This is a genomic window from Paraburkholderia sp. RL17-347-BIC-D (assembly GCF_046027915.1).
Lineage (GTDB): Bacteria > Pseudomonadota > Gammaproteobacteria > Burkholderiales > Burkholderiaceae > Paraburkholderia.
Genome location: NZ_JARESS010000002.1, coordinates 430471 through 454168, shown reverse-complemented (window position 1 = coordinate 454168; position 23698 = coordinate 430471). Strand labels below are relative to the sequence as shown.

Below are 23698 nucleotides of genomic sequence, written 5' to 3'. Positions count from 1 at the left end.
GCGGGTATCGCCCCTCGTCACTCTCATTCAACCGCCCTGCCGCAGCACGCGATCCGTGCTATCTTTTTTGACTACCTTTTCGCCATACCCGCCCCGACAGTGGCTATCCAGCCGTCATCGGGCTGCCTTCGACCCGTCGCTTGTCAGTCAACTCACACATGTCCGACCTCTCCACTTCGCTCCCGCGTGTGCCACGCCGTTTCGATATCAATCCGAAACCGCTCGGCGCCGCCCTCGTTCTGATCGCGCTCGGCGCCATTTATCTGGCGCAGACGGTCAGCGGCCGCCAGGCGGCGCTCTATCTTGTCGGCGCCCTGCTCGGCATGTCGCTTTACCATGCGGCATTCGGCTTCACGTCGGCGTGGCGGGTCTTTATCGCCGACGGCCGCGGCGCCGGCCTGCGCGCCCAGATGCTGATGCTCGCGCTCGGTGTGTTGCTGTTTTTTCCGGCGCTACAGGCCGGCACGCTGTTCGGCCATCCGGTCGTCGGGCTCGTCGCGCCGGCGGGCACGTCCGTGCTGGTCGGGGCGTTCATGTTCGGTATCGGCATGCAATTGGGCGGTGGCTGCGCGTCCGGCACGTTGTACACCGTGGGTGGCGGTAGCACCCGCATGATCGTTACGCTGGCGGCATTCGTTATCGGCTCGGTCGTCGCGACCGCGCACATGCCGTTCTGGACCGCCTTGCCGTCGCTCAAGCCGCTCTCATTGGTGACCGCGCTCGGCGCGGGCTGGGCCATCGCGCTGAACCTGGTCATGTTCGCGGCCATCGCGGCACTTACCGTTCTGATCGAACGGCGCCGTCATGGCCAACTGATCAATGAGCCGCCGCGCCAGCCGCATACGTCGCCGTGGCTGCACGGTCCGTGGCCGCTGTTCGTCGGCGCGATCGCGCTGGTTCTGCTCAACTTCGCGACGCTAGCGCTCTCCGGGCGCCCGTGGGGCGTGACGTCGGCGTTCGCGCTCTGGGGCGCCAAGTTCTTTGCCGTGCTCGGCATCGACGTGGCCAACTGGCCGTATTGGGCCGCTCACGCCAACGCGGGCTCCCTCGCCGCTCCTGTTACACACGACGTCACCTCGGTGATGGATATCGGCATCGTGCTCGGCGCGATGGCGGCCGCGGCGCTGGCCGGACGTTACGCACCGGTGTGGAAAGTGCCGGCGCGCTCACTGATTGCGGCGGTGGTCGGCGGCCTGATGCTGGGCTACGGAGCCCGTCTGGCCTACGGTTGTAACATCGGCGCCTACTTCAGCGGCATCGTGTCAGGCAGCTTGCACGGCTGGCTGTGGCTGGCCGCCGCCTTTGCCGGGAATGTGCTGGGCACACGCCTGCGGCCGGCGTTCGGTCTCGAAGTCGAACGCGTGCGCGCTAACGGCTGCTAGAAGTTACGCAAGAAGTTACAAATGCGGCTCCGTTTGTAACTGGGGTCGCTCCAACCTGTTACATCTCTGTTTTGTCCCCATAGCAGCGCTTTACAGCGGTATTTATTACTCTATATTGAGCTCGCTTTCTATTTCCTTTCTGCGCTAACCTGGAATTACCGACCGACTTGCGGGCAGCGCCGTTTGCTCATACGAATGAACGAAACGCCCGTCATACAAGGGTTTTCATGGATCAGACAAAAATCCTCGATGGCGGAAAATTCGCTAGGCATCGGCTATTACAGGACCGTGAAAGAGTTACCGAAATTTGATGTATCTTTTTGAGATATTTTTTTGAGAAGGGATTGATTTCTTGTTTTACCCTTCATACAATTCGTCCCAAGCTGTTACGAAATGTAACGCGATGTATCAAAAGGTCGCTGTCTGTATCAGGCGGTGACAGTAGCCGGAGGACAACGTTTCCGGCGAGGCACAAAAGACATAACGGCAAAAAATGCCGACATAGTAATTCGGGGCTTCGGAAAACACAGAAATGGACCGTAGCAGCGAGACGCTGGATTCAATCCGCGAGATCAACTTGTCTTACATCATGCTCGCGCAACGTATGTTGCGCGAGGACAAACCGGTCGGCATGTTCCGGCTGGGATTGTCGTCGGAACTGGCTGATTTGCTTGCCGGGCTGTCGCTCGCGCAGATCGTCAAGCTGGCCGCTTCCGATCAGCTTTTGTGCTTCTTCCGCTTCAACGACCACTCGATGTTGTCGGCGTTGACGCAAACGACGAAGCACGCCGCCGTTGCACCGACTCACGCGGCGATCCTGCTTGCAGGCCAGCCGGCTGAACAGTTCGCTTAATCGAGGTGACTGCGATGCTCAAGCGTAGCCTGACGGAAGACGCACAGGAAGTATTCCGCGCCATTGCGCTGATCGAACTGGGCGCACGCATGCAAGTGCTCGAGAGTGAATTGACGCTCTCGCGCGATCGCATGATCCGCCTGTATCGTGAGGTCAAGGGCGTATCGCCGCCCAAGGGCATGCTGCCGTTCTCGGCGGACTGGTATATGACGTGGCTGGCGAACATCCACGCGTCGTTGTTCTACAACACCTACCTGTTCCTGAAGAACGAAGCGCGCTGCTCGCATCTGGATGCGCTGACCAAAGGGTATCGGCTGTATCTGGAACATTGCCAGCACAGCGAAACCGAACCCGTGCTGGACTTGACGCGTGCGTGGACGCTGGTGCGTTTCTTCGACGCCGACATTCTGCAATTGACCAAATGCTGCCGCTGCACCGGCAAGTTCGTGGCGCACAAGCACGATCTGCAACACAACGTGGTGTGTGGCGCATGCCAGCCGCCGTCGCGTGCCGGCAAGACGAAGAAAGCCGCGGCGGCTCGCCAGGAAGCGCTCGAAGCAGCGCAGGTCGCGCAAGCAGCGTGATCACCTCGAAGAGGGCAGGTCCAGCCCGATTCGAACCGAAGCCTTGATTAGAAAGTCCGCCTCCGCGCGGACTTTTTTTTCGTCCCCTCTCCGCCGCGGCGGTCGGCAGCGGGCAACCAGCGGCCGGCGGCCGCACAAGGCACGCGTCGAAAGGCCGGATCAGCCGGCCAATCCCACCGTCTGCACCACCAGCCACAAATTCGCCGCACTGATCACCACGAACAGCGTCCACGCGACGAACCGCGTCAGCAGCGTGTTGGCGAATTCGCCCATCAACGAACGGTCGCTGGTCATGCGGATCAGCGGATAAAGCGCGAACGGCAATTGCAGGCTCAGCACGACCTGGCTGGCGACCAGCAGTTTGCCGACCGCGCCATTGCCCATCATCTGCACGCCGATCAGGGCGGGGATCAAGGCGAGTGCCCGCGTAATGAAGCGCCGTTGCCAGCACGGAATCTTCAGCTTCAGGAAGCCTTCCATGATGACCTGCCCCGCCACGGTGCCGGTGAAAGTCGAGCTTTGTCCCGAAGCGAGCAGGGTCACGGCGAACAACACCGCCGCGAAACCGGTGCCGACGATGGGCGCGAGCAGCTTGTAGGCATCTTCGATTTCGGTGACCTGATTGTGGCCGGTGGCATGGAACGCCGCGGCGGCAAGAATCAGGATCGCCATGTTGATCAGCAGCGCGAGCACCAGCGCGGCGATCGTGTCGATGCGCGACATGCTGATCGCCGAGCGGATGCTGGCGGGGTCGCGCTTCACCGCGCGTGTCTGCACAATCGACGAATGCAGATAGAGGTTATGCGGCATGACGGTCGCACCGAGAATGCCGATTGCCAGATACATGGGTTCGCGCGAACTCAAAGCCTGCCACGACGGAATCAGCCCCTGCGCGACCGACGGCCAATGCGGCTGCACCAGCGCGAGCTCGATGATGTATCCCACGCCGATGGTCGCGATCAGCCCGAGCATGATCGCTTCGAGGTCGCGAAAGTTCTTGCCCTTCAGGCCGAGCACGATCAGCGTATCGAACGCGGTCAGCAGGACGCCGGTGGTCAGCGAGCATTTGAATAGCAGGTGGAAGGCGAGCGCGCCGCCCAGTACTTCGGCCAGGTCGCACGCCACGATCGACAACTCCGCGAGCAGCCATTGAAAGCGCGCCACAGCCGGCGAATAACGCGCGCTCGACAAGGCCGCGAGATCACGTCCGGTCGCGATGCCGAGGCGCATGCTCAGGCATTGCAGCGCCATCGCCGCGAGACTCGACAGCATGACGACGAACAGCAGGCTGTAGCCATAGCGCGATCCGGCTTCGATGTCGGTGGCCCAGTTGCCCGGGTCCATATAGCCGATCGAGATCAGCAGGCCGGGCCCTGCGAACTGCAGGATTTTCTTCCAGAAAGGCGCGCCTTGCGAGACGGCCACCGAGCCTTGCACTTCGGATGGGCAAAACGGCGCCGTTGCGGTGGTCGGTAATTTGAACTGCAATCCGGGAATCTCTTGAAGGGGATCAAACACGGCGCCTCGTACAGGCCGCCGCGAACCGCCTCAAGTGTACAAAGAAACTTCCGGCAACGCGCCGGTGAGCGCGTACCGGCCGACGTCGCGCACCCGATAGTCGAGCGGATCATGCAGCGTATGCACACGGGCGTTGCGCCAGAAACGGTCGAGCGCGAGCGGCGCGTGCGTGGCGCGGGCGCCACAGGCATCGAACAGTTTTTCGCTGACGTCGAGCGCGGCGCGATGCGCGACGATCTTCGCCTCCGACGTGGCGAGCGCAACCTGCGCGCGTGTTTCAGCGCTAAGCGATGGGCCTTGTTGCCAGGCGTCCTCGAGCAACCAGGCCGCACGCGTGGCCAACGCTTCGGCGCTCACTGCCTGCAGGCGCATCTCGCCGAAACGCTGGATCAGGTAGGGATCGTCGGTGGCCTTGTCGACGCCGGAATAGATCCACGCCTTGCCGTGTTGCGTGACGTAAGCACGCGCTTCGTCGAGCGCGCCTTGCGCGATGCCCACGAACAGATTCGTCAGCACCTGCTGCGAGATCAGCGTGCGCAAACTCGCGTGCGGTGTGTCGGGCCGCACCATCACTTCATCGGGTTCGAGCTTGACCCGCACGAAGGACACGCTGCCGCTGTCGGTTTGCCGCTGGCCGATCGGATTCCAGTCCTCGTGAACGGTGATACCTTCGCGCGTGGTCGGCACCACGCCGAAGACCGGTTTGCCGGTGAGCGGATCGTGTGCGGAAACCGTCATCATGTGCGAGCCACGTGTGCCGGAGCAAAAGCCTTTCTGGCCGTCGAGCAGGTAGCCGCCGTCATCGGTTGCGCTTGCAACGAGTCGCGTGTCGAGCGGATTGACGGCGTTGCCCCACCACCATCGTTCTTTCACGGTGCCGCTTAGATAGCGAGCACGTTGTTCTGGATTGCCCCATACATTGACGCTGACCACCTGCAAGCAGGTGAAGCCCAACAGATGCGCGAGCGCGCTGTCCACTTGCGCAATCTTGCGGATCGTCTCGTAGATGTCAGGCCAACGCGCGCCGAGGCCGCCAAATTCGCGCGGCACCGCGAGCGTGAGCAGCCCCGCGTCGGCGATCCATTGTTTCTCCTGCGCGGCGTGGCCGCCATCGATATCGCGCTGCGCGGCACTGGCGTGCAACGCGTCGAGCAAACCCGTGAGATTGCCCACCTCCGGCGCAGCGAATGCCTGAGGCGTTTGCAACGCATCGGCATGACGAGGATCGTTCATGCAATTTCCACGTGAAAGGTTTTTTGGCGAGCGGCGGCAGGCGGCGCGCCTACGGCGGCGCTCAATGCCGTAGCTAGCATGATAGGCCGTGATGCGAGCGCCGCAAACGTGCACGGCTATTCTTCATGCAAATAGCGGCCGCGCAGTAAATGCCATCACGTCCGCTGCGCAAGCCGCCGCGCGAACCGGTCGCCGACGAACTGCACGGCCGTGACGATCGCGATCAGCAGCACGATCACCGTCACCATCACAGTCGTATCGAAACGCTGATAGCCGTAGCGGATTGCCAGATCTCCAAGGCCGCCGGCGCCGACCGCGCCCGCCATCGCCGACGAACCGATCATCGCCACCACGGTAATCGTGAAGCCGCCGAGAATGCCCGGCAGCGCCTCGGGCAAGAGCACATGCCAGATGATATGCCGGCGTTGCGCGCCCATGGCCTGCGCGGCTTCGATCAAACCGCGGTCCACTTCGCGCAGGCTCACTTCAGCCACACGCGCGAAAAACGGAATCGCCGCGATACTGAGCGGCACGATCGCGGCCCATACGCCGATCGTCGTGCCGATCAGCAAACGCGTGAGCGGCAGCAACGCAACCAGCAGAATGATGAAGGGCGTCGAGCGGAACGCGTTGACGAGCGCACCGAGCGTGCTATTCACCGCCCGCGTCTCGAAGATGCCGCCGCGCGTCGTCGTGACCAGCACCAGCGCCAGAGGAATGCCGACCAGCGCCGCGACGAATGCGGACACGCCAACCATGACGATGGTGTCGCGAATCGCGTCGGCTAGTTCGGAAAGCCACAACTCAGACATAGCCCAATACCTCGACATGGTTGGCGTACCGGCGCGCGCCTTCGAGCAGCGTCGCGATCTGTTTCTGCACGGTGCTGCCCGCGTTCGCACGAACTTGCGCCGACACGACAAGGCGCCCTTGCGCATGCCCCTGAATCCGGTCGATGCCGCCATGCACGAAACTCACGTTTCCGCCTTCGACACTCAACGCCGCGGCAAGGCCACCGAGATCGGGCTCACGCGCATCCACACCGGTGAAACGCACGTCCAGCAGAATCTGCGCATCCACTTGCGCGATGTCGTGCAGCGGCTTGACCCGCTCCGCAAGGTCCGGCGGCAAGTCATGCACCAAGGTCCGCAACAACGCGCGCGTCGCATCATGTTGCGGATCGCCGAACACGCGCCACACGGGGCCGGTCTCCACCACCTCGCCGCGCTCGATCACCGCAACCGTATCGCAGACCTCGCGAATCACCTGCATCTCGTGCGTGATCAATACGATAGTCAGGTTCAGGCGTTGATTGATACCGCGCAGCAGCGCGAGAATGGCTTGCGTCGTTTCCGGATCCAGTGCGGAGGTGGCCTCGTCGCAAAGCAAAATGTCCGGGTCGGTGACCAACGCGCGCGCAATGCCGACGCGCTGCTTCTGGCCGCCGGACAAACTCGCCGGATACGCGTCGCGTTTGGCGGACAATCCCACCAGTTCCAGCAGCGCATCCACCTTTTTATCGATCGCCGCTTTCGGCACACCGGCGATTTTCAGTGGCAACGCGATGTTCTCGCGCACCGTCTTCGCCGAAAGCAGATTGAAGTGCTGAAACACCATGCCGATGCGCCGGCGCAACGCCACGAGGCCGCGCTCGTCGAGTTCGCCGACGCTCACGCCCTTGACGCGCACCGCGCCTGAACTCGGTTTCTCCAGGCCGTTGACGAGCCGCAACAATGTCGACTTGCCCGCACCGCTGCGGCCGATGATGCCGAACACTTCGCCTTGCGCCACATTCAACGTGACGTTGGCGAGCGCCGCAGTCGACGCGCCGCGCGAGTTGGCGAACACTTTGCCGACATCGTCGAATATCACGGCGGCTTGCGTCGCTGTTTGATCCGAACCGGAATGCACAGCGAGAGACGGCGCGTCTTCGATGAATTGCGGCACGTCGAAAAGATTGGCCATGGTTTCGCTCCCCTCTTACGCTTCCGCGGTGGCCGGCGCGGCGGCTTGCACCCGGCGACGATGCTGCGCACCCGTATGTACGCCGGGCAGCCGGGCACGCCCGCTGCCGAACAGTTTCTCGCGCAGGGTCGGCGCAGGATCGTAATCCTCCTTGTACACGCCGCGATTCTGCAATTCCGGCACCACCAGATCGACAAAGTCTTCGAACGATTCAGGCATCACGGTGCGCGTCAGATTGAAGCCGTCGACGCCCGTTTCCTCGATCCACGACACCAGTTCATCCGCGATCTGCTGCGGCGAGCCGACCACCGGCTTCGCGCGGCCGCCGAGCGTCATCTGTTCGAGCACTTTGCGTTTGGTCCACACGCCGCTCACGCTCCTCTTCGAAATCGCCTCGACGGCCGATTGCATCGACTCGGTCTTCACGTAGGAGATCGGTTCGTCCAACTCGTATTGCGAGAAGTCAATGCCGGTCGAACTGGAGAAATGCGCGATGCCGCCTTCGGCGCTCGCATACCGGCGGTATTCCTCGAATTTTTCCTGCGCGGCCCGTTCTGTTTCACCGACTACAACGGTGATGCCCGCGAAGATCTTGATGTCGTCCGGTGCGCGGCCGAAACTCACCGCACGTGCGCGGATGTCATCGACAATCGAGCGCGTCAACTGCTTGTTCTGACCGCCGACGAACACGCATTCCGCGTGACGCGCCGCGAAATCGACGCCACGGCTCGACGAGCCCGCCTGATACAACACGGGCGTGCGTTGTGGCGACGGCTCGCTGAGATGAATCGCGTCGATCGAATAGTACGGACCGTCGTGCTTCACGCGATGCACCTTGTCCGGATGCGAGAAGATGCGCGCCGCGCGGTCGCGCACCACGGCGTCGTCTTCCCAGCTCTGTTCCCACAGCTTGTAGACCACGTCCATGTAATCGTCGGCGCGGTCGTAGCGGTCGTCGTGGCTGATCTGCTGCGCGAGGCCCATGCCGCGCGCCGCGCTGTCCAGATAGCCCGTCACGATGTTCCAGCCCACTCGGCCTTTGGTCAGATGGTCGAGCGTCGACATGCGACGCGCGAACAGATACGGCGGCTCGTAAGTCAGATTCGACGTGACGCCGAAACCGATGTGTTTCGTCACGTGCGCCATCGCGGGCACGATCAGCGACGGATCGTTGATCGGAATCTGCACTGATTCGCGCAGCGGCGTTTCCGGGCCGCCCTGATAAACGTCGTACACGCCAACGATATCCGCGAGAAAGATGCCGTCGAACTTGCCACGCTCCAGCGTTTGCGCGAGGCTCGTCCAATAGTCGAGATCGGTGTAATGCGCCGAACGGTCGCGCGGATGCGTCCACAACCCGTGATTGATGTGGCCGACCGCATTCATGTTGAAGGCGTTCAGCAGGATCTTTTTCTTGGCCATCGTGCGGCTCCTTTGGCTTTCCGGTTTCGGCTAACCGCGCGGGTTACCAGGCGACGGCGTAGAGATTGCCGAACGCCTTGTCGAGTGCGGCGCGCACTGCCGGTGAATGCTGATAGATCGAGATGAACTTGCGGATACGCGGATCGTTCGCGCTTTCCGGACGCACGACCCACTGGATCGCGTAGTTCTTGTTTTCCAGGCCGTCGAACAGCAGCGCGCTATTCGGATCGGTGGTGCCGGCGAGCTTGATGAAACTCGGGTAACCCTGTGCGAGATCGACGTCGTCGAGCGAACGCGCCAGTTGCGATGCTTCGAGCTGCACGATCTTCAGGTGCTTCGGGTTGTCGATGATGTCGAGCGTGGTCGCGCGATAGTCCATGCCCGCCTTCAGCTTGATGAGACCGGCGCGCTGCAGCAATAGCAGGCCACGTCCGCCGTTGACCGGATCGTTGGCGATCGCGACGGTGGCGCCGTCTTTCAATTCGTCGAAGCGTTTGATCTTCTTCGAATACAGGCCGATCTTCATGATCGTGCCCGGTGCGATCGCGACGAAGTTATAACCGCCTTGCTTCTTTGCATTCTCGAGAAACGGAATGTGCTGGAAGTAGTTGACGTCGATGTCCTTGTTCGCGAGCGCCGCGTTCGGCGTGTTCCAGTCGGTGAATTCGATGATCTTCACGTCGAGGCCCTGTTCTTTCGCTTCGCGCGCGGCGATTTTGAGCGCTTCGATTTGCGGACTGGTCGCGGTGCCGATTTTCAGCGTGGGCGAGTCGGCCGCTGAAGCGGGCACGGCCTGCAACGCGAGTGCGAGACCGAACGCACTGATGAGCGAGACAGCCGGTGTGTGGAAAAAGCGCTGCACGGTGGATAGAAAAATGCGCATGGTGAACTCGTGAGTTTCGGGCGTGGTTCGATTCGAGGCGAGCCGATCCAGCGGCATGCGCCGAAGCGTCTACAAAGGGAGTTCCTTCGAGGCGCAATCAGGCTTGCCGGATAGGTCGGGCAACGGAAAATCCACTACGTGCGGCTTAAACCGCGCGTGGCAGCGACAGGACGCGCAATCGGGTCAGCGCGGACAGCGGAAGGTCGGACAAGTCATCGCCTCTCTCCAGATGAGGTGCGACTCATCATAGTGGGCGGCAAAGCGGCGGTCTACGAAGGGATTTTCGGAAGGAAAGCGGGAAAAATGATTTGGGCGTGACCGTGCGTCGTGGCCAGATGCCTAAGTTATAACAACGGCAGCACGTCTGCGCTGGACAACCATGCGCTGGTTTGAACCAGACCGGCGCGTATGAGCCGATCCAGCAATTCGTTGACCGACCACGGTGGTCGGCGCTTACGCGCTCGCAAGTCTCTGAACGCAGCCAACGCGCGCTTCTCATTCAAATCGATCAGATCGAGGATGAAGATATCAGGATGCTTCACTTCGATACGCAGGCTGGACTCCAACTGTTCCGCCGCGAAATCCTTCAGGTTGAAGGTGACAATCGCATCGGCGCGCGCCGCCACCGCGGTCATGACAACATGCCGGTCCTTCTTGTCGACGCCGAAAATTTCGCCGCTCTCCGGAAGCACCTGCGTGACCAGCGCGTCGGGAAACGTGCGGTCCATTGCATTGCGAATCGCGGCGATCTTCGGCGCGGCGTCGTTAGCCGCGCTTTTGTCCGCGAAACGGGCAGCGAGATTGCGCGTCCATTCTTCGTGAATGCGCGCCGACCACTTCGGTGCATAAAACTCGTGATCGGCGAAAGTCAGCAATACGTCGCGCACCACCATCGGAAATAGCGAACACGCATCCAGCACGACGGTAAAGCGATCGACCGACAGCATTACAGATCGTACCCGCCTATCGATTCGCTGTCGGCCACGATCTCGTCCAATGCGCTCTTGCGTGTTGCACGCATGGTTTCCTTGTAGCGCATCACGTCGTCCATCAGCATGCGGCGATGCCGCCCGACCTTGCGGAAAGGCAGTTCGCCGGCTTCAAGGCGAGCAATCAGAAACGGCCGCGAGACGCCGAGCACATCCGCCGCCTGCTTGGTGGTCAATTCGGTGTCTGCGGGATAAAGAACGAACACCTGCTCACTGGCCATCATAGCCAGCACACGCGAGAGCACCCGCAGCGTGGCGGGTGGAACCTCAATGCGGGCGAAGTCGCCGTCTGCGCCCTCCTCGACCAACGCGACGCTATGCGCGCGCGAGTGATCGAGCGCAGCGCCCATCAGGCGGCTCGCAGCGGACAGCACGGTTGCGTCGTCGTCCGACAAGATGATGCGATCGGGTGTAGCGGTGGTCATGTTCGACTCCAGATTACCTGCGAGTATAAGCCAACTCGCGATACAAACGCAATAAACGCAACGTGTGAAATATTCGCAACGCGTTCAGCACGGCACCTTCCCGCTTTTTCAAGCGATTCGGTTAACGAAAAAACGCCGGGCCGCGCTTTCGCGCGACCCGGCGTCTACCGCTCGTCTCTGACTCGAAAACTTACTGCTTCACCACCTGTTGCGCAGAAGCGGAAGCGAGCACAGGACCAGATGCAGCCACCGGCGCAACCGCACCGACCGCCGTATCCGACGCCTTCACATCACCCCAACCGCCGCCCAGCGCGCGAATCAGATTGACCGTCGCCACCGCTTGCGTACCAGACAGATGGCTCGCCTGCAGTTGCGAAGTCAGCACCTGCCGTTCACCATCGATCACATCCAGATAGCTCACCGCGCCCTCCGTGTACTGCGTACGCGACAAATGCGCCGCCCGTTGCGAGGCCTGAACCGCATCGTTCTGCTCGCGCATCTGATCGTCGAGCAGACGCAAATCAGCCAGGTTGTCCTCCACCTCACGGAACGCCACGAGCACCTGTTGACGATACTGCGCCACGTCCTCGTCATACTTCGAACGGGCCTGCGCGAGGTTCGCCTTGCGGCGGCCGCCGTCGAACAAAGGCAGCGTCAACGCCGTGCCGGCAAACGGCCCGAGAATGAACGCGCGGCTCGACCACTTGAACAGATCGCCGAGCGTCGCCGATTCAAAGCCTGCCGCGCCGGTGATATCGAGTTTCGGGAAGAACGCCGACTTCGCGAGACCGACACGCGCATTCGCCCCCTGCATCGCCCGCTCCGCCGCAGAAATATCCGGCCGGCGTTCAAGCAACGCCGAAGGCAAGCCCGGCGGCACACGCACCGTCACCGGCGCGAGCGGCGCTTCCGCGAACGAGAAATCCGCCGGCGGCTTGCCGAGCAGAATCGCGAGGCTATGTTCCGACGCCGCCCGCTGACGCGCCACACCCACGGCGTCCGCACGCGCACTGGCGAGTTCATTACGGGCCCGCGATACATCCAGCTCGCCGATATCGCCTTCCTTGAAACGCCGCTGGACCAGCTTCAGCGTGTCCTCGCGCAATGCTACGGTACGGCGGTACAGGTCCTGATCCGTATCGAGCTCACGCAACTGGAAGTAGTTCTGCGCGACGTCCGCCTGCAGCGACAGTTGCACCGAACGGAACAGCGCTTCGCTTTGCTGCTCGTCCGCCCGCGACGCGTTCACGTTCGAGCCGACCCGCCCGAACAGATCCGCTTCGTACGATACCGTGGTTTGCGCGCGCCAGATCGTGCCGGTGGTGCCACCCGCGCTATCCGGCTGGAATTGCGACGCTGCCGAAGCGCGCTCGCGCGTCGGGCCAAAGCCCGCGTCGAGCTTTGGGAACCAGTCGGACTTCGCCGCCTGCGTCACCGCACGCGCCTGCTGCACGCGCGCCGCGGCCGCCTTCAGGTCCTGATTCGCGGCAGCTGCCTGCTCCTCGAGCGCGTTGAGTTGCGGGTCGCCGAAAATCGTCCACCACTCGCCGCGATGCGCGTCGTCGGCGGGCTGGGCCTGCTTCCACGTGCCGTTGTCCGGCGCCGATGCACCCGGCGCAGCCGAAGGCGCTGAAGCAGCCGACGTTGCCGACGCCGCAGGCGTTTCCTTGAACGCAACCGGCGTATCCACCTCCGGCCGCTTATACGTAGGTTCCAGGGAGCAGGCGGCGAGCAACGCGACCAGCAAACCGCTGGCAGCCGCCCGGCCCCACCCGCTCAAAGATTCAAAGCGTTTCATTATTGTTTTCTCCTCAGGCGTCCGTCACCGGCGAGCCATAGTGCGGCGAATCTTTCTGCGCGACGTGAATCGTTCCACCCGCCAGCGTACGCAGCACCACATAGAACACAGGGGTCAGCATCAGGCCGAACAGCGTGACGCCGAGCATGCCGAAGAACACCGCGATCCCCATCGCATGACGCATCTCCGAGCCAGCTCCGCTCGACAACACCAGCGGCACCACGCCCATGATGAAAGCGATCGACGTCATCAGAATCGGCCGCAAACGCAAGCGGCTCGCCTCGATTGCCGCCGACAGCGGCGTATGCCCGTCATGCTCCAGTTCGCGAGCGAACTCGACGATCAGAATCGCGTTCTTCGCCGACAAGCCCACCAGCACCATCAAACCGATCTGCGTGAAGATGTTGTTATCACCCCCCGTGAGCCACACGCCGGTCAGCGCGGACAGCACGCTCATCGGCACGATCAGGATCACCGCGAGCGGCAGCGTCAGACTTTCATACAGTGCGGCGAGCACGAGGAACACGAGCAGCACGCTGATCGGGAACACCCACAAGCCCGCATTGCCGGCCAGAATCTGCTGATACGTCAGGTCGGTCCACTCGAGCTTCACACCGCGCGGCAAGACTTCCGCCGCCACGCGTTCGGCCGCGGCTTGCGCCTGCCCCGACGAGAAGCCCGGCGCCGGTCCACCGTTGATGTCGGCAGCCGTATAGCCGTTGTAGCGCACCACCATTTCCGGACCGAACGTCGGCGTCACCGTCACCAGCGACGACAGCGGCACCATATCGCCCGCGGCGTTGCGCGTCTTCAGTTGCAGGATGTCGTCGGCGCGTTGACGGAACGGCGCGTCCGCCTGCACCCGCACCTGATACACGCGGCCGAAGCGGTTGAAGTCGTTCACATACAGCGAGCCGAGATAAATCTGCATCGTGTTGAACACGTCCGTGACCGGCACGCCGAGTTGCTTGGCCTTCACACGATCCAGGTCGACGTTCAATTGCGGCACGTTGATCTGATAGCTCGAGAAGGTCGGGCCGAGTTCAGGCGTCTGCGCGGCCTTCTTCACGAACGCCTCCGCTGCCTTGTTCAACTCCGCGTAACCGAGCGCGCCGTGATCCTCCAGCTGCATCTTGAAGCCGCCGAGCGTGCCGAGACCGAGCACGGGTGGCGGTGGGAACACCGCGACGAACGAATCCTTGATCGCGCCGTATTGCTGGTTCAGCGCACCGGCAATCGCACCGGCCGAGAGTTTCTTGTTGCCACGATCCTTGAAGGGCTTGAGCGTGACGAACACGATGCCCGCGCTCGAGCTATTCGTGAAGCCATTCACCGACAGACCCGGGAACGCCACCGCGCTCTCCACGCCGGGCTGCTTCAGCGCAATCGAGCTCATGTCGCGAATCACTTTCTCCGTGCGATCCAGCGACGCACCGTTCGGCAATTGCGCGAAGGCAATCAGGTACTCCTTGTCCTGCGCCGGCACGAAGCCGCCCGGCACGACGCGCGAGATCAGCACGGTCGCGCCCAGCAGAATCGCGTACACCGCGAGCATCGCGCCCTTACGGCGCAGCACGCCGGTCACGCCGCGGCCATACTCCGTCGAACCGCGATGAAAGACCTTGTTGAAACGCTTGAAGAAACCGCCCAGCAGGCGATTCATCACACGCGTCAGGAAGTCTTCCTTGGCGCCGTGGCTGCGCAACAGCATCGCGGACAACGCCGGCGACAAGGTCAGCGAATTGAACGCCGAGATCACCGTCGAAATCGCGATGGTCATCGCAAACTGCTTGTAGAACTGGCCCGTCAAACCGGTCATGAACGCGAGCGGCACGAACACGGCGACGAGTGTCAGCGCGATGGCGATAATCGGCCCGCTCACTTCCTGCATCGCCTTATAGGTCGCGTCGCGCGCACTCAGCCCGTTTTCGATATTCCGCTCGACGTTCTCCACCACCACGATCGCATCGTCCACCACGATCCCGATGGCGAGCACCATGCCGAACAATGACAACGCGTTGATCGAAAACCCGAACGCGAGCAGCAACGAGAACGTCCCGACGATCGACACCGGCACCGCGATCAACGGAATGATCGAAGCACGCCACGTCTGCAGGAACACGATCACGACGATCACCACCAGCGCAATCGCTTCGAGCAGCGTATGCACGACCGCCTCGATACTCGAACGCACGAACTGCGTCGGGTCGTAGACGATCTTGTATTCGACGCCCGCCGGCATGTCTTCCGCGAGTTCCTTCATCGCGGAGCGTACCTGATCGGAAATCGCGAGCGAGTTCGCGCCCGGCGCCTGGTTGATGGCGAGCGCCACAGCCGGCTTGTTATCGAGCAGCGAACGCAGGCCGTATTCCGACGCCGCGAGTTCGATCCGCGCAATATCTTTCAGATAGGTCACGCCGCCGTCCGGCGTGGTCTTGACGATGATGTCGCCGAATTCGCCCTCGGTCCTCAGACGGCCACGCGCATTCACCGACAACTGCAATTGCGTGCCCGGCACCGAAGGCGATGCGCCGATCACACCGGCCGCCACCTGAATGTTCTGCTCACGGATCGCGTTGACCACTTCGGTCGCCGTCAAACCGCGTTGCGCCACTTTCTGCGGATCGAGCCAGACGCGCATCGCGTAGTCGCCCGAACCCCACAACTGCACTTCGCCGACGCCCTGAATCCGTGCAAGCCGGTCCTTGACGTTCAGCAGCGCGTAGTTGCGCAGATACGTCATGTCGTAGCGATTGTTCGGCGAGATCAGGTGGACCACCATGGTGAGCGTGGGCGAGCTCTTGATCGTCGTGACGCCGAGGCGCTGCACGTCTTCCGGCAGACGCGGCAGCGCCTGGTTGACGCGGTTCTGCACGAGCTGCGTCGCGAGGTCCGGATTGGTGCCGAGCTTGAAGGTCACTGTGAGCGTGAGATTGCCGTCGCTATTCGCCTGCGACTGCATGTACAGCATGTTCTCGACGCCGTTGATCTGCTCTTCGAGCGGCGCCGCGACCGCTTCGGCGATCACTTTCGGGTTGGCGCCCGGATATTGCGCGTGTACCACCACCGAAGGCGGGACCACTTCCGGGTACTCCGAAATCGGCAGCTTGAAGAGCGCAATGATGCCGCCCAGCAGGATCAATACCGACAACACGCCGGCAAAGATCGGCCGATCGATGAAGAATTTGGATATGTTCATGGGAAGCTCTTAACGTTGGAGCATGCGCCGCGCAGTCAGGCCGCAGCGCGCGAGGCTCACGAATTCTTGTCCGCTTTGGTGCGCGTCTGCGATTGGGCCTGCGATTGCGGCTGCGACTGCGGCTGCGTCTGCTTCTGTGCGAGCGGTGCGCTGTTCGGATCGTCATCGGTCGTCATCGGCACCATGTGCGCGCGCACCGAATCGCCCGGACGCACACGCTGGATGCCGTTCACGACGATCCGGTCAGTCGCTTTCAGGCCGCCCTTCACCACGCGCAGATTGCCCTGCATGCCGCCCACGTCGATCGAGCGATACACGACGTGATTGCCCTGATCGACCACCAGCACGAACTTCTTGTCCTGATCGGTGCCCACCGCTGCGTCGTCGATCAACAGCGCCGGATGCGGTTCGCTGCCGCCCACTTTCACGCGCGCATACAAGCCAGGAATCAGCGCGCCGTCCTGGTTATCGAAACGCGCACGCACGCGGATCGTGCCCGACGACGTGTCGAGGCGGTTGTCCACCGACTCGATCACGCCGCTGCGCGAGTAGCCGCTTTCGTCCGCGAGACCGAGTTCCACCGGCACCTTGCTGCCGTCTTTCGCGCGGCTCAGGTATTGCAGGTAGGTTTGTTCGTCCGCGTCGAACGATGCGTAGATCGGCGACACCGACACCAGCGTGGTCAGCGGCGCCGCGGTCGCGCCCGCCGAGATCACGTTGCCCACCGTGATTTCCGCGCGCGACACGCGGCCCGAAACCGGCGCGACAATCTTCGTGTAGCCGAGATTGATGCGGGCGGTTTCGAGCGCGGCTTGCGCGGCCTTCAGGTTGGCACTCGCTTCACGCGCGGCGTTCTGCTTCTCGTCATAGTCACGCTTGGCGATCGCGTTATCGGTGATAAGACGCTGTGCGCGCTCCCAATCGCTTTGCGTGTAGCCCGTGCGCGCCTGCGCGGCGGCGAGCTGCGCTTCGGCGCGATCCACTTCGGCGGCGTACGGACGCGGGTCGATTACGAACAGCGTGTCGCCTTTCTTCACGAGCGCACCGTCCTTGAAGTTGACGGACACGATCGTGCCCGGCACCTGCGAACGCACGTCCACTTTCTCGACGGCTTCGAGACGGCCCGAATAGCTCTGCCAATCGGTGATCGTTTTTTGCACCACTGTGGCCACATCGACTTCCGGCACGATGGTCGGCGCGGCGGGCGAGCTCGCGTCCACGCGAATCGCGCCGAACGTGCCCAGCCCGGCCACGACGATGACGGCGAGTGCGGCAATCGCCACACGGCGACGGGAAAGAGGAAGGATAGTCATGTGAAGCTCCCGAGATCGTTGATTAAAGTTCTGCTTATTTCTGTTTCAGCGATGGGCGCGCGCATCGAAGCGCCACTGAAAAAATCGCACCGCTTCCTGCAAAGCGGGCGGATGATCGGCCAACGCGGCATGCGAGACACTCGGATAGCGGACCACCTGGGTCAGCACGCCGGCGTCGATCAGACTGCTGGCGTATTTCTCCGCTTCCACATGCAGCACGTCGTTTTGCGCCGTCGCGATCAGCGTGGCCGGCAGGCCCGCGAGCCGCGACGATTCGAGCGGCGCGGCATACGGATGCATGCGCTGCGACGCTTGCGGCAGATACGCGCGATAACACGCCGCGCACTCTTTCGCGGTGATGTCCGAGCCGAGGCGCTTTTCGTCGCCCAGACGCGTGAGGCTCGGATCGAGCATCGGCCCGAACAGCGCCTGCGCGGAAATGCGCACGTCACCGCGATCCCGCGCGATGAAAGCGAGGCAATTGGCCAATTGCCCGCCCGCATCGTGGCCGGCTACGCCGACCTTCTTGCTGTTGCCGCCGAACGCACGCGCCCGCGTTTGCACCCACAGCGCCGCGCGGTGCGCGTCTTCAGGCGCGGCGGGAAACGGAAACTGCGGCGCCAGCGAGTAATCGACCGATACGACCAGGGCCGGTAAGTGTTCTGCGAAATACCGCGAGGCGAAGTCGGCCTGGTCGATCGATCCCTTCGTAAATCCACCACCGTGGAAATAAAGCAGTACCGGCAGTGCGGTTTTCTTTTCCTGCCGGTACAGACGCAACGTGATGTCCTGCGCGTGCCCTTCGATCTGCACGTCAGTGACTTCGAGTGCCGTGCTGTCGGCCTCTGCCGGGCTGCTGCCGGCGGGCACAAAGGAGTACGGCGGTTTAAATGCTTGCATGTCGAGCCGCGCAATGCGCATAGAACTTCAATGGTGCGAATTGTGGGTTCGGCAGACTCGTAAATAAATGCCTATAATCCGGCAACACAATTCGGCGCCCCTGAACAATCGAATGCGATTGTCTGCGGATTCGCGGTGGAGTCCATTCCTGCTCAGTGCGCCAGCCCCTATTGGAGGTCTGCAATGGACCGGCTTCAGGCCATGCAAGTGTTCACGCGTGTCGTCGACACCAACAGCTTTACCCGCGCAGCGGAAACGCTCGACCTGCCGCGCGCATCGGTCACCACGATTATTCAGAACCTCGAAGCGTTCCTCGGCACGCGTCTGATGCATCGGACCACGCGCCGTTTGTCGCTCACGCCGGACGGCGCGGCGTACTACGAACGCTGCGTGCGCATTCTCGCGGACGTCGAAGAGACCGAGGCCAGTTTTCAGAGCGGCAATAAAAAGCCGCACGGCAAGCTGCGCATCGACATGCCGGGGTCGATCGGCCGCTTGCTGGTGATTCCTTCGCTGTGTGAATTCCACACGCGCTATCCGGACATCGACCTGCAACTCGGCCTGACGGACCGGCCGGTTGACCTGCTGCAGGAAGGCGTGGATTGCGTAGTGCGGGTAGGCGCGCTACAGGATTCCTCGCTGGTGGCGCGTCGGATCGGTTTGTTCGAGGGCGTGACCTGCGCGGCCCCCGATTACATCGAGCGCGCGGGCATGCCGACTTCGCTCGACGACCTGGAGAATCACAAAGCAGTCAATTACTTTTCGAGCCGCACGGGGCGCACGATCGATTGGGCCTTCATGGTTGATGGCAAAGAAGTCGAAGTGAAAATGAAGAGCATCGTCTCGGTGAACGACGCGGACGCCTACGTGACTTGCGGGTTGGAAGGCTTCGGCCTGATTCAGCCTGCGCTCTTCATGGTGCTGCCGCATCTGCGTTCGGGCCAACTGGTGGAAGTACTGCCGGAGCTGAAACCTTTGCCGATGCCAATTTCCGCAGTCTATCCGCACAGCCGGCATCTGTCGCCTAAAGTCCGCGTTTTCGTAGACTGGATCGCGGAGCTGTTCGACCGTTGTCCGTTATTGAGTGGACGTGGCAGTCTCGACGCAACGTGTACGAAGCGCACTTTCGAAGAACGAGAGTCTGCTCCGATGCTCGACACGCCGGTAATAACGGAATGGGTCGCTTGATACGCGCGAGTTGAAGGACAGAATCTGGAACAGTGAATTCCAACCGCGGCTCTAATGCCGCGGTTTTCATTTGCGACAACGCCGGCAAGGCGTTTCACGAGGCGTTAGCGCGATTGTTCCGAAATCGCGACAATTCATTTCGCGAAAGCGCGATTTATCCACACTGCCTCAAAGTCTACATTTCACCCTGTCGCAGCGCCGCTCGTGCTGCAAACGAATCGACAGGAGTGAATCATGAAACGCAATCTCTTAGCAGGTCTGGCTCTTTCGCTGCTCGTGAGCGCACCGGTGTTTGCACAAAGCAGCAGCGGCGGCATTGGCCGCGCCGGCACTTATGAAACGCTGCCGACCCCGACCGCCAGCGCGAAGACGCGTGAAGAAGTGAAGGCCGAACTCGTCGCGGCCTATCGCGACGGCTCGCTGCCCGCACTGAATCGCACGACGTATCCGAACAAAGGCCTGATCGGTCAAACCCAGGCCGAACGCATCGCGCTGCAGGAAGATACGAGCGGCGACGTCACGCGTGTGGCCAACGGACAGTAAAACCAGCTTGCCGCAATGATTCGGTTTCCAAAAGAAATAGTCGTTGCGGCGCCATTCATGCACTCTTCAAAAAGGAGCTCATCATGACACCCTCGGAACTCGACCATTGGGATACCGACACCCCTGTGTGGACGCCGTACCGTGCGCCGCAACACTAAGTGTCGAAAGTAGCAGCAAGTGCCCGCGGACCCGGTCCGCGGGCACAGTCGCATTTGCAAAGACCTAGCGCCTCGGCACGCCGTCGCGCCACTCGCCCCAGTGTGTGGAGATATCCTGCACGAGCGGATTGCCCGAGAGAAACAGGTTCTGGATGGCGATCGTAAAGCCGCCTTGCGCGGCATAGTTCAGCAAGTTGTCCGCACTCGTCTGCCCGTCGTAGGGCCGGTCGAAATCGGAGCCCGCCCGCAACACGGCAACGCGATTCAAATCGACTTTATGGACTGAAGCCGCGCGCTTGAGCGCCTCGTAAGTGGCGTTGTCCTCCTGCTGCGTGGTGCAGTAGACGCCCTTTCCATCGGTCAGAATCTTGGTCCAGTCGCGGGCTCTCTGGCCGAGGAGCGTGCCTGACCACCACGTATCACCGGCCAGCGTATCGCATTGAATGACAGTCGGCGGCCGATTGGCTGGTGCGTACGAGTACTTCGCCCGTGCAGCCTGAGCCTGCGGGTTATCGGAAAGCGTCACGTTGCGAGACAAGGCGAACGCCGTATGCGCGAGCCGGGGGTTCAACTGGAACACTTCGGTGCGGTAGTCGAGCGGCGGCTTGGCCGAAGGACTCGTGGTGTTGATGCCAAGGTAGCCGGTATCCCAGCCGGGCGGAATCTCGCGCCCGTCGATCTCCCATTGAATCCCGAAGTCGACCAGATAATTCGCCCACGCGGCGGAGCCCACCGTGCCCTGCTGCGGATCGATCCCGGCAATGCCGGCGACCATGAAGTACGTATGCCGCAAATCGAAACGCGGCGAGAACGTCAGCGCCATGATCGACGCAGCGGCGTTGCTATGCCCCATGCCGGTGGTCATCACGCACACGTCCTGCTTGTTGCAATGGACGGTGGGGTAATCGGGCGACAAGCCGTCCACCGCAATCTCGCGCCAGGGTCCGAGGTTATCGAGCCATACCTGCCCCTCCGGCCCGAACATCGAAATGATCATCACCTTGACGGGCTGCCCGCGCGAGCCGCCGTCGCCGTGCGAGAAACCGTCGTTGTCGTCCGCACTGGCCGGTCCGGACGAAAAGGCCGCGCAAGCCGCGAGGGTAATGGCGCAGACGGCGCCGATTGAGCGAGTCAGCATCGTGATCTTCCTTTTTTTGCTTGTGATGCAGGTTGGGAGAAAGTGCTGCTTTCAAGCCGGAAGAAGTATAGGTGCGAAGAAATTATTTTCCACTACACGATGCGGTATCGATCGACGTTTCTGAACGCAGTAGGGCAAAACCATGCGAATCGGTTCAGCACGCTTTCTTCGGCGTTTTCTTATAATCGATAGTCCCCAGCGCACCGCCTTTGTGCACTTCACAACAGGAGCACCACGATGGACTATGTGAAACTCGGCCGCACCGGCCTTGATGTATCGCGTCTTTGTCTCGGTTGCATGAGCTACGGCGTGCCGTCTCGCGGCACGCATCCCTGGTCGCTCGACGATGAGGCCGCGCGCCCCTTCATCAAACAGGCGCTCGATCACGGCATCAATTTCTTCGACACCGCCAACGTCTATTCCGACGGTACGAGCGAGGAAATCGTCGGCCGGGCGCTCAAGGACTTTGCGAAGCGCGACGAGATCGTGCTGGCCACCAAGGTGAATAGCCGCATGCATCCGGGCCCGAACGGCGCCGGCCTGTCGCGCAAGGCGATCATGTCCGAGATCGACCACAGCCTCAGACGCCTCGGCACGGACTACGTGGACCTGTACCAGATCCATCGCTGGGACTACGGCACGCCGATCGAAGAAACCATGGAAGCGCTGCACGATGTCGTGAAGGCCGGCAAGGCGCGCTACATCGGTGCATCGTCCATGTATGCCTGGCAGTTCGCCAAGGCGTTGCATGTGGCTGAGAAGAACGGCTGGACGCGCTTCGTGACGATGCAGAACTACGTGAATCTGCTATATCGCGAAGAAGAGCGCGAAATGCTGCCGCTGTGCGAAAGCGAAGGTATCGGCGTGATTCCGTGGAGCCCGCTCGCGCGCGGCCGCCTGACGCGCGACTGGAACACCGAAAGCGCACGCTCCGAGACCGATGAATTCGGCCGCACGCTCTATGCGCAGACGGAAGACGCGGATCGGCGGATCGTCGAACGGGTCAGCCAGATCGCCAGGGAGCGCGGCGTGCCGCATGCCCAAGTGGCGCTGGCGTGGGTGTTGCAGAAGAAGCCGATCACCGCGCCAATCGTCGGAGCGACCAAGCTGCATCATCTCGACGACGCGGTGGCCGCGCTCTCCTTGAACCTGAGCGCGGACGAAATCCGCCAGCTTGAAGAACTGTACGTGCCGCACGCGGTGGCCGGGTTCCAGTAAGCGACGCACGTGCCGCTCAAATGCGCGGCACCTCGGGTTCGAAAAACACCCAGCGGACTTGCGGGAACGTGGCCTGCAAGTCCGCTTCGATCACGTTGATCGCATCGACCATCGCGCGGCCGCTCGCGTAGTCGATCATTTCCGCCTGCACGGCCACGACCACATGACGGCCCCATTGCAGCGTAATCATATTGATAATGCTGCGAATCTCGGTGCGCCCGCGCAGATGCGCCTCGATGGCGCGCCGCACTTCGGGGCTTGCCGATTCGCCGACGATCATCGACTTCACTTCACGCGCCACCAGCCACGCAATCAGCATCAGCAGCAAGCCGACGCCGATGGAACCCAACGCGTCGTAGACAGGATTGCCGGTCATCATGGTGAGCAGCACGGCCACGAAGGCCATCGCCAGGCCCGCCAGCGCGGCGATATCCTCGCCCGCTACCACCAGCAGTTCGGATTCGCGCGTCTCCCGAAACCAGCGCCACATGCTTTTGTCGGGATGCGTCTTGCGGATTTCCTTGACGGCGCCCCACAAGGAGAGCGCCTCGAGCACCACCGACACGCCGAGCACCACCAGCGCCACATAGGCATACTGCAACGGCTCGTGCACGAACAGACGATGCACGCCCTCATACACCGAGAACGCGCCGCCGACAAAGAACAGCAGAAGCGCGACCAGCAGCGAATAGAAGTTGATCTCGCGCCCGCCGCCCATGGGATGCAGCGGGCTCGCCGGCTTGCGCGCTTCACGCAGACCGAAGAGCAGCAGCAGTTGATTGCCGCAGTCGGCGGTCGAGTGGATAGCCTCGGCGAACATCGAGCCGGAACCGGTGAACGCGGCAGCCGCGAACTTGCAGATGGCGATGCCGAGGTTGGCGGCGAGCGCGTAGAAAATGGCTTTCGGCGATTCTTCTTTCATCGTCGTGGAAGGCGTCCGTGAGTTTGCAAAGAGCTTTCGGTGAGCAACAGCCCGTATTATGGCCATG

Annotated in this window: 20 protein-coding genes; 6 read left to right on the top strand and 14 right to left on the bottom strand. The window is 62.1% G+C overall.

Translation table 11 applies throughout. The features are described 5' to 3' along the window. Window positions 1-158: 158 nt before the first annotated feature. The 3 genes from P0D96_RS05395 (at window position 159) to flhC (ending at window position 2819) form a co-directional block, all read left to right on the top strand. A complete protein-coding gene (locus P0D96_RS05395; protein ID WP_408312272.1) occupies window positions 159-1382 on the top strand; it encodes a YeeE/YedE family protein in 1224 nt (407 codons plus the stop codon). Window positions 1383-1914: 532 nt separating this feature from the next. Then, the gene (gene flhD / locus P0D96_RS05390) at window positions 1915-2235 is read left to right on the top strand and encodes a flagellar transcriptional regulator FlhD (protein ID WP_028194930.1); all 321 of its coding nucleotides are present in this window, start codon (window positions 1915-1917) and stop codon (window positions 2233-2235) included. Between the two features lie 14 nt (window positions 2236-2249). Then, a complete protein-coding gene (flhC, locus tag P0D96_RS05385; RefSeq protein ID WP_281001627.1) occupies window positions 2250-2819 on the top strand; it encodes a flagellar transcriptional regulator FlhC in 570 nt (189 codons plus the stop codon). A 159-nt stretch (window positions 2820-2978) separates the two neighbouring features. Here flhC and P0D96_RS05380 read toward each other — a convergent pair whose 3' ends face one another. The 12 genes from P0D96_RS05380 to P0D96_RS05325 form a co-directional block, all read right to left on the bottom strand. Continuing rightward, on the bottom strand, window positions 2979-4307 hold the full coding sequence (locus tag P0D96_RS05380) for an Nramp family divalent metal transporter (protein ID WP_408249425.1): 1329 nt from the start codon (window positions 4305-4307) through the stop codon (window positions 2979-2981). Between the two features lie 60 nt (window positions 4308-4367). After that, window positions 4368-5570 (bottom strand): acyl-CoA dehydrogenase family protein, encoded by a 1203-nt coding sequence (locus P0D96_RS05375; protein WP_408312267.1) that lies wholly within the window; start codon window positions 5568-5570, stop codon window positions 4368-4370. A gap of 155 nt (window positions 5571-5725) precedes the next feature. Then, the gene (locus P0D96_RS05370) at window positions 5726-6382 is read right to left on the bottom strand and encodes a methionine ABC transporter permease (protein ID WP_408312264.1); all 657 of its coding nucleotides are present in this window, start codon (window positions 6380-6382) and stop codon (window positions 5726-5728) included. Beyond that, window positions 6375-7535: a methionine ABC transporter ATP-binding protein gene (locus P0D96_RS05365; RefSeq protein WP_408312261.1), complete on the bottom strand. Its 1161-nt coding sequence runs from the start codon at window positions 7533-7535 to the stop codon at window positions 6375-6377. The genes P0D96_RS05370 and P0D96_RS05365 overlap by 8 nt, the downstream gene beginning before the upstream one ends. Window positions 7536-7550: 15 nt before the next feature. Then, window positions 7551-8957 (bottom strand): LLM class flavin-dependent oxidoreductase, encoded by a 1407-nt coding sequence (locus P0D96_RS05360; protein WP_408281168.1) that lies wholly within the window; start codon window positions 8955-8957, stop codon window positions 7551-7553. Between the two features lie 43 nt (window positions 8958-9000). Next, complete coding sequence (locus tag P0D96_RS05355) at window positions 9001-9840, bottom strand: MetQ/NlpA family ABC transporter substrate-binding protein (protein ID WP_408312258.1); 840 nt, start codon at window positions 9838-9840, stop codon at window positions 9001-9003. A gap of 344 nt (window positions 9841-10184) precedes the next feature. After that, entirely contained in the window at window positions 10185-10787 is a 603-nt protein-coding gene (locus P0D96_RS05350; RefSeq protein WP_408174939.1) for a PIN domain-containing protein, read from the bottom strand. Further along, a complete protein-coding gene (locus P0D96_RS05345) occupies window positions 10787-11254 on the bottom strand; it encodes a helix-turn-helix domain-containing protein (protein WP_408174940.1) in 468 nt (155 codons plus the stop codon). Before P0D96_RS05345 ends, P0D96_RS05350 begins: the two co-directional genes overlap by 1 nt. 190 nt (window positions 11255-11444) lie before the next feature. Further along, complete coding sequence (locus P0D96_RS05340) at window positions 11445-13052, bottom strand: efflux transporter outer membrane subunit (RefSeq protein WP_408312255.1); 1608 nt, start codon at window positions 13050-13052, stop codon at window positions 11445-11447. A gap of 13 nt (window positions 13053-13065) precedes the next feature. Then, window positions 13066-16251 (bottom strand): efflux RND transporter permease subunit, encoded by a 3186-nt coding sequence (locus P0D96_RS05335; RefSeq protein ID WP_132377703.1) that lies wholly within the window; start codon window positions 16249-16251, stop codon window positions 13066-13068. 56 nt (window positions 16252-16307) lie between these two features. Then, entirely contained in the window at window positions 16308-17564 is a 1257-nt protein-coding gene (locus P0D96_RS05330; protein WP_408312252.1) for an efflux RND transporter periplasmic adaptor subunit, read from the bottom strand. 45 nt (window positions 17565-17609) lie between these two features. After that, window positions 17610-18464, bottom strand: a complete 855-nt coding sequence (locus P0D96_RS05325) for an alpha/beta hydrolase (protein WP_408281156.1) — start codon at window positions 18462-18464, stop codon at window positions 17610-17612. Between the two features lie 183 nt (window positions 18465-18647). Here P0D96_RS05325 and P0D96_RS05320 point away from each other — a divergent pair, with 183 nt between their 5' ends. After that, on the top strand, window positions 18648-19652 hold the full coding sequence (locus P0D96_RS05320; RefSeq protein WP_132377706.1) for a LysR family transcriptional regulator: 1005 nt from the start codon (window positions 18648-18650) through the stop codon (window positions 19650-19652). Window positions 19653-19886: 234 nt separating this feature from the next. Next, a complete protein-coding gene (locus P0D96_RS05315; RefSeq protein ID WP_408312249.1) occupies window positions 19887-20195 on the top strand; it encodes a DUF4148 domain-containing protein in 309 nt (102 codons plus the stop codon). A 222-nt stretch (window positions 20196-20417) separates the two neighbouring features. Here the strand turns inward: P0D96_RS05315 and P0D96_RS05310 are convergent, their stop codons facing one another. After that, the gene (locus P0D96_RS05310) at window positions 20418-21491 is read right to left on the bottom strand and encodes a purine-nucleoside phosphorylase (protein ID WP_408174944.1); all 1074 of its coding nucleotides are present in this window, start codon (window positions 21489-21491) and stop codon (window positions 20418-20420) included. A gap of 237 nt (window positions 21492-21728) precedes the next feature. Here P0D96_RS05310 and P0D96_RS05305 point away from each other — a divergent pair, with 237 nt between their 5' ends. Continuing rightward, window positions 21729-22709 (top strand): aldo/keto reductase, encoded by a 981-nt coding sequence (locus P0D96_RS05305; protein WP_132377709.1) that lies wholly within the window; start codon window positions 21729-21731, stop codon window positions 22707-22709. 16 nt (window positions 22710-22725) lie between these two features. On the opposite strand, the gene P0D96_RS05300 is transcribed toward P0D96_RS05305, so the two are convergent. Next, the gene (locus P0D96_RS05300; protein ID WP_408312245.1) at window positions 22726-23631 is read right to left on the bottom strand and encodes a cation diffusion facilitator family transporter; all 906 of its coding nucleotides are present in this window, start codon (window positions 23629-23631) and stop codon (window positions 22726-22728) included. Between the last annotated feature and the right edge of the window lie 67 nt (window positions 23632-23698).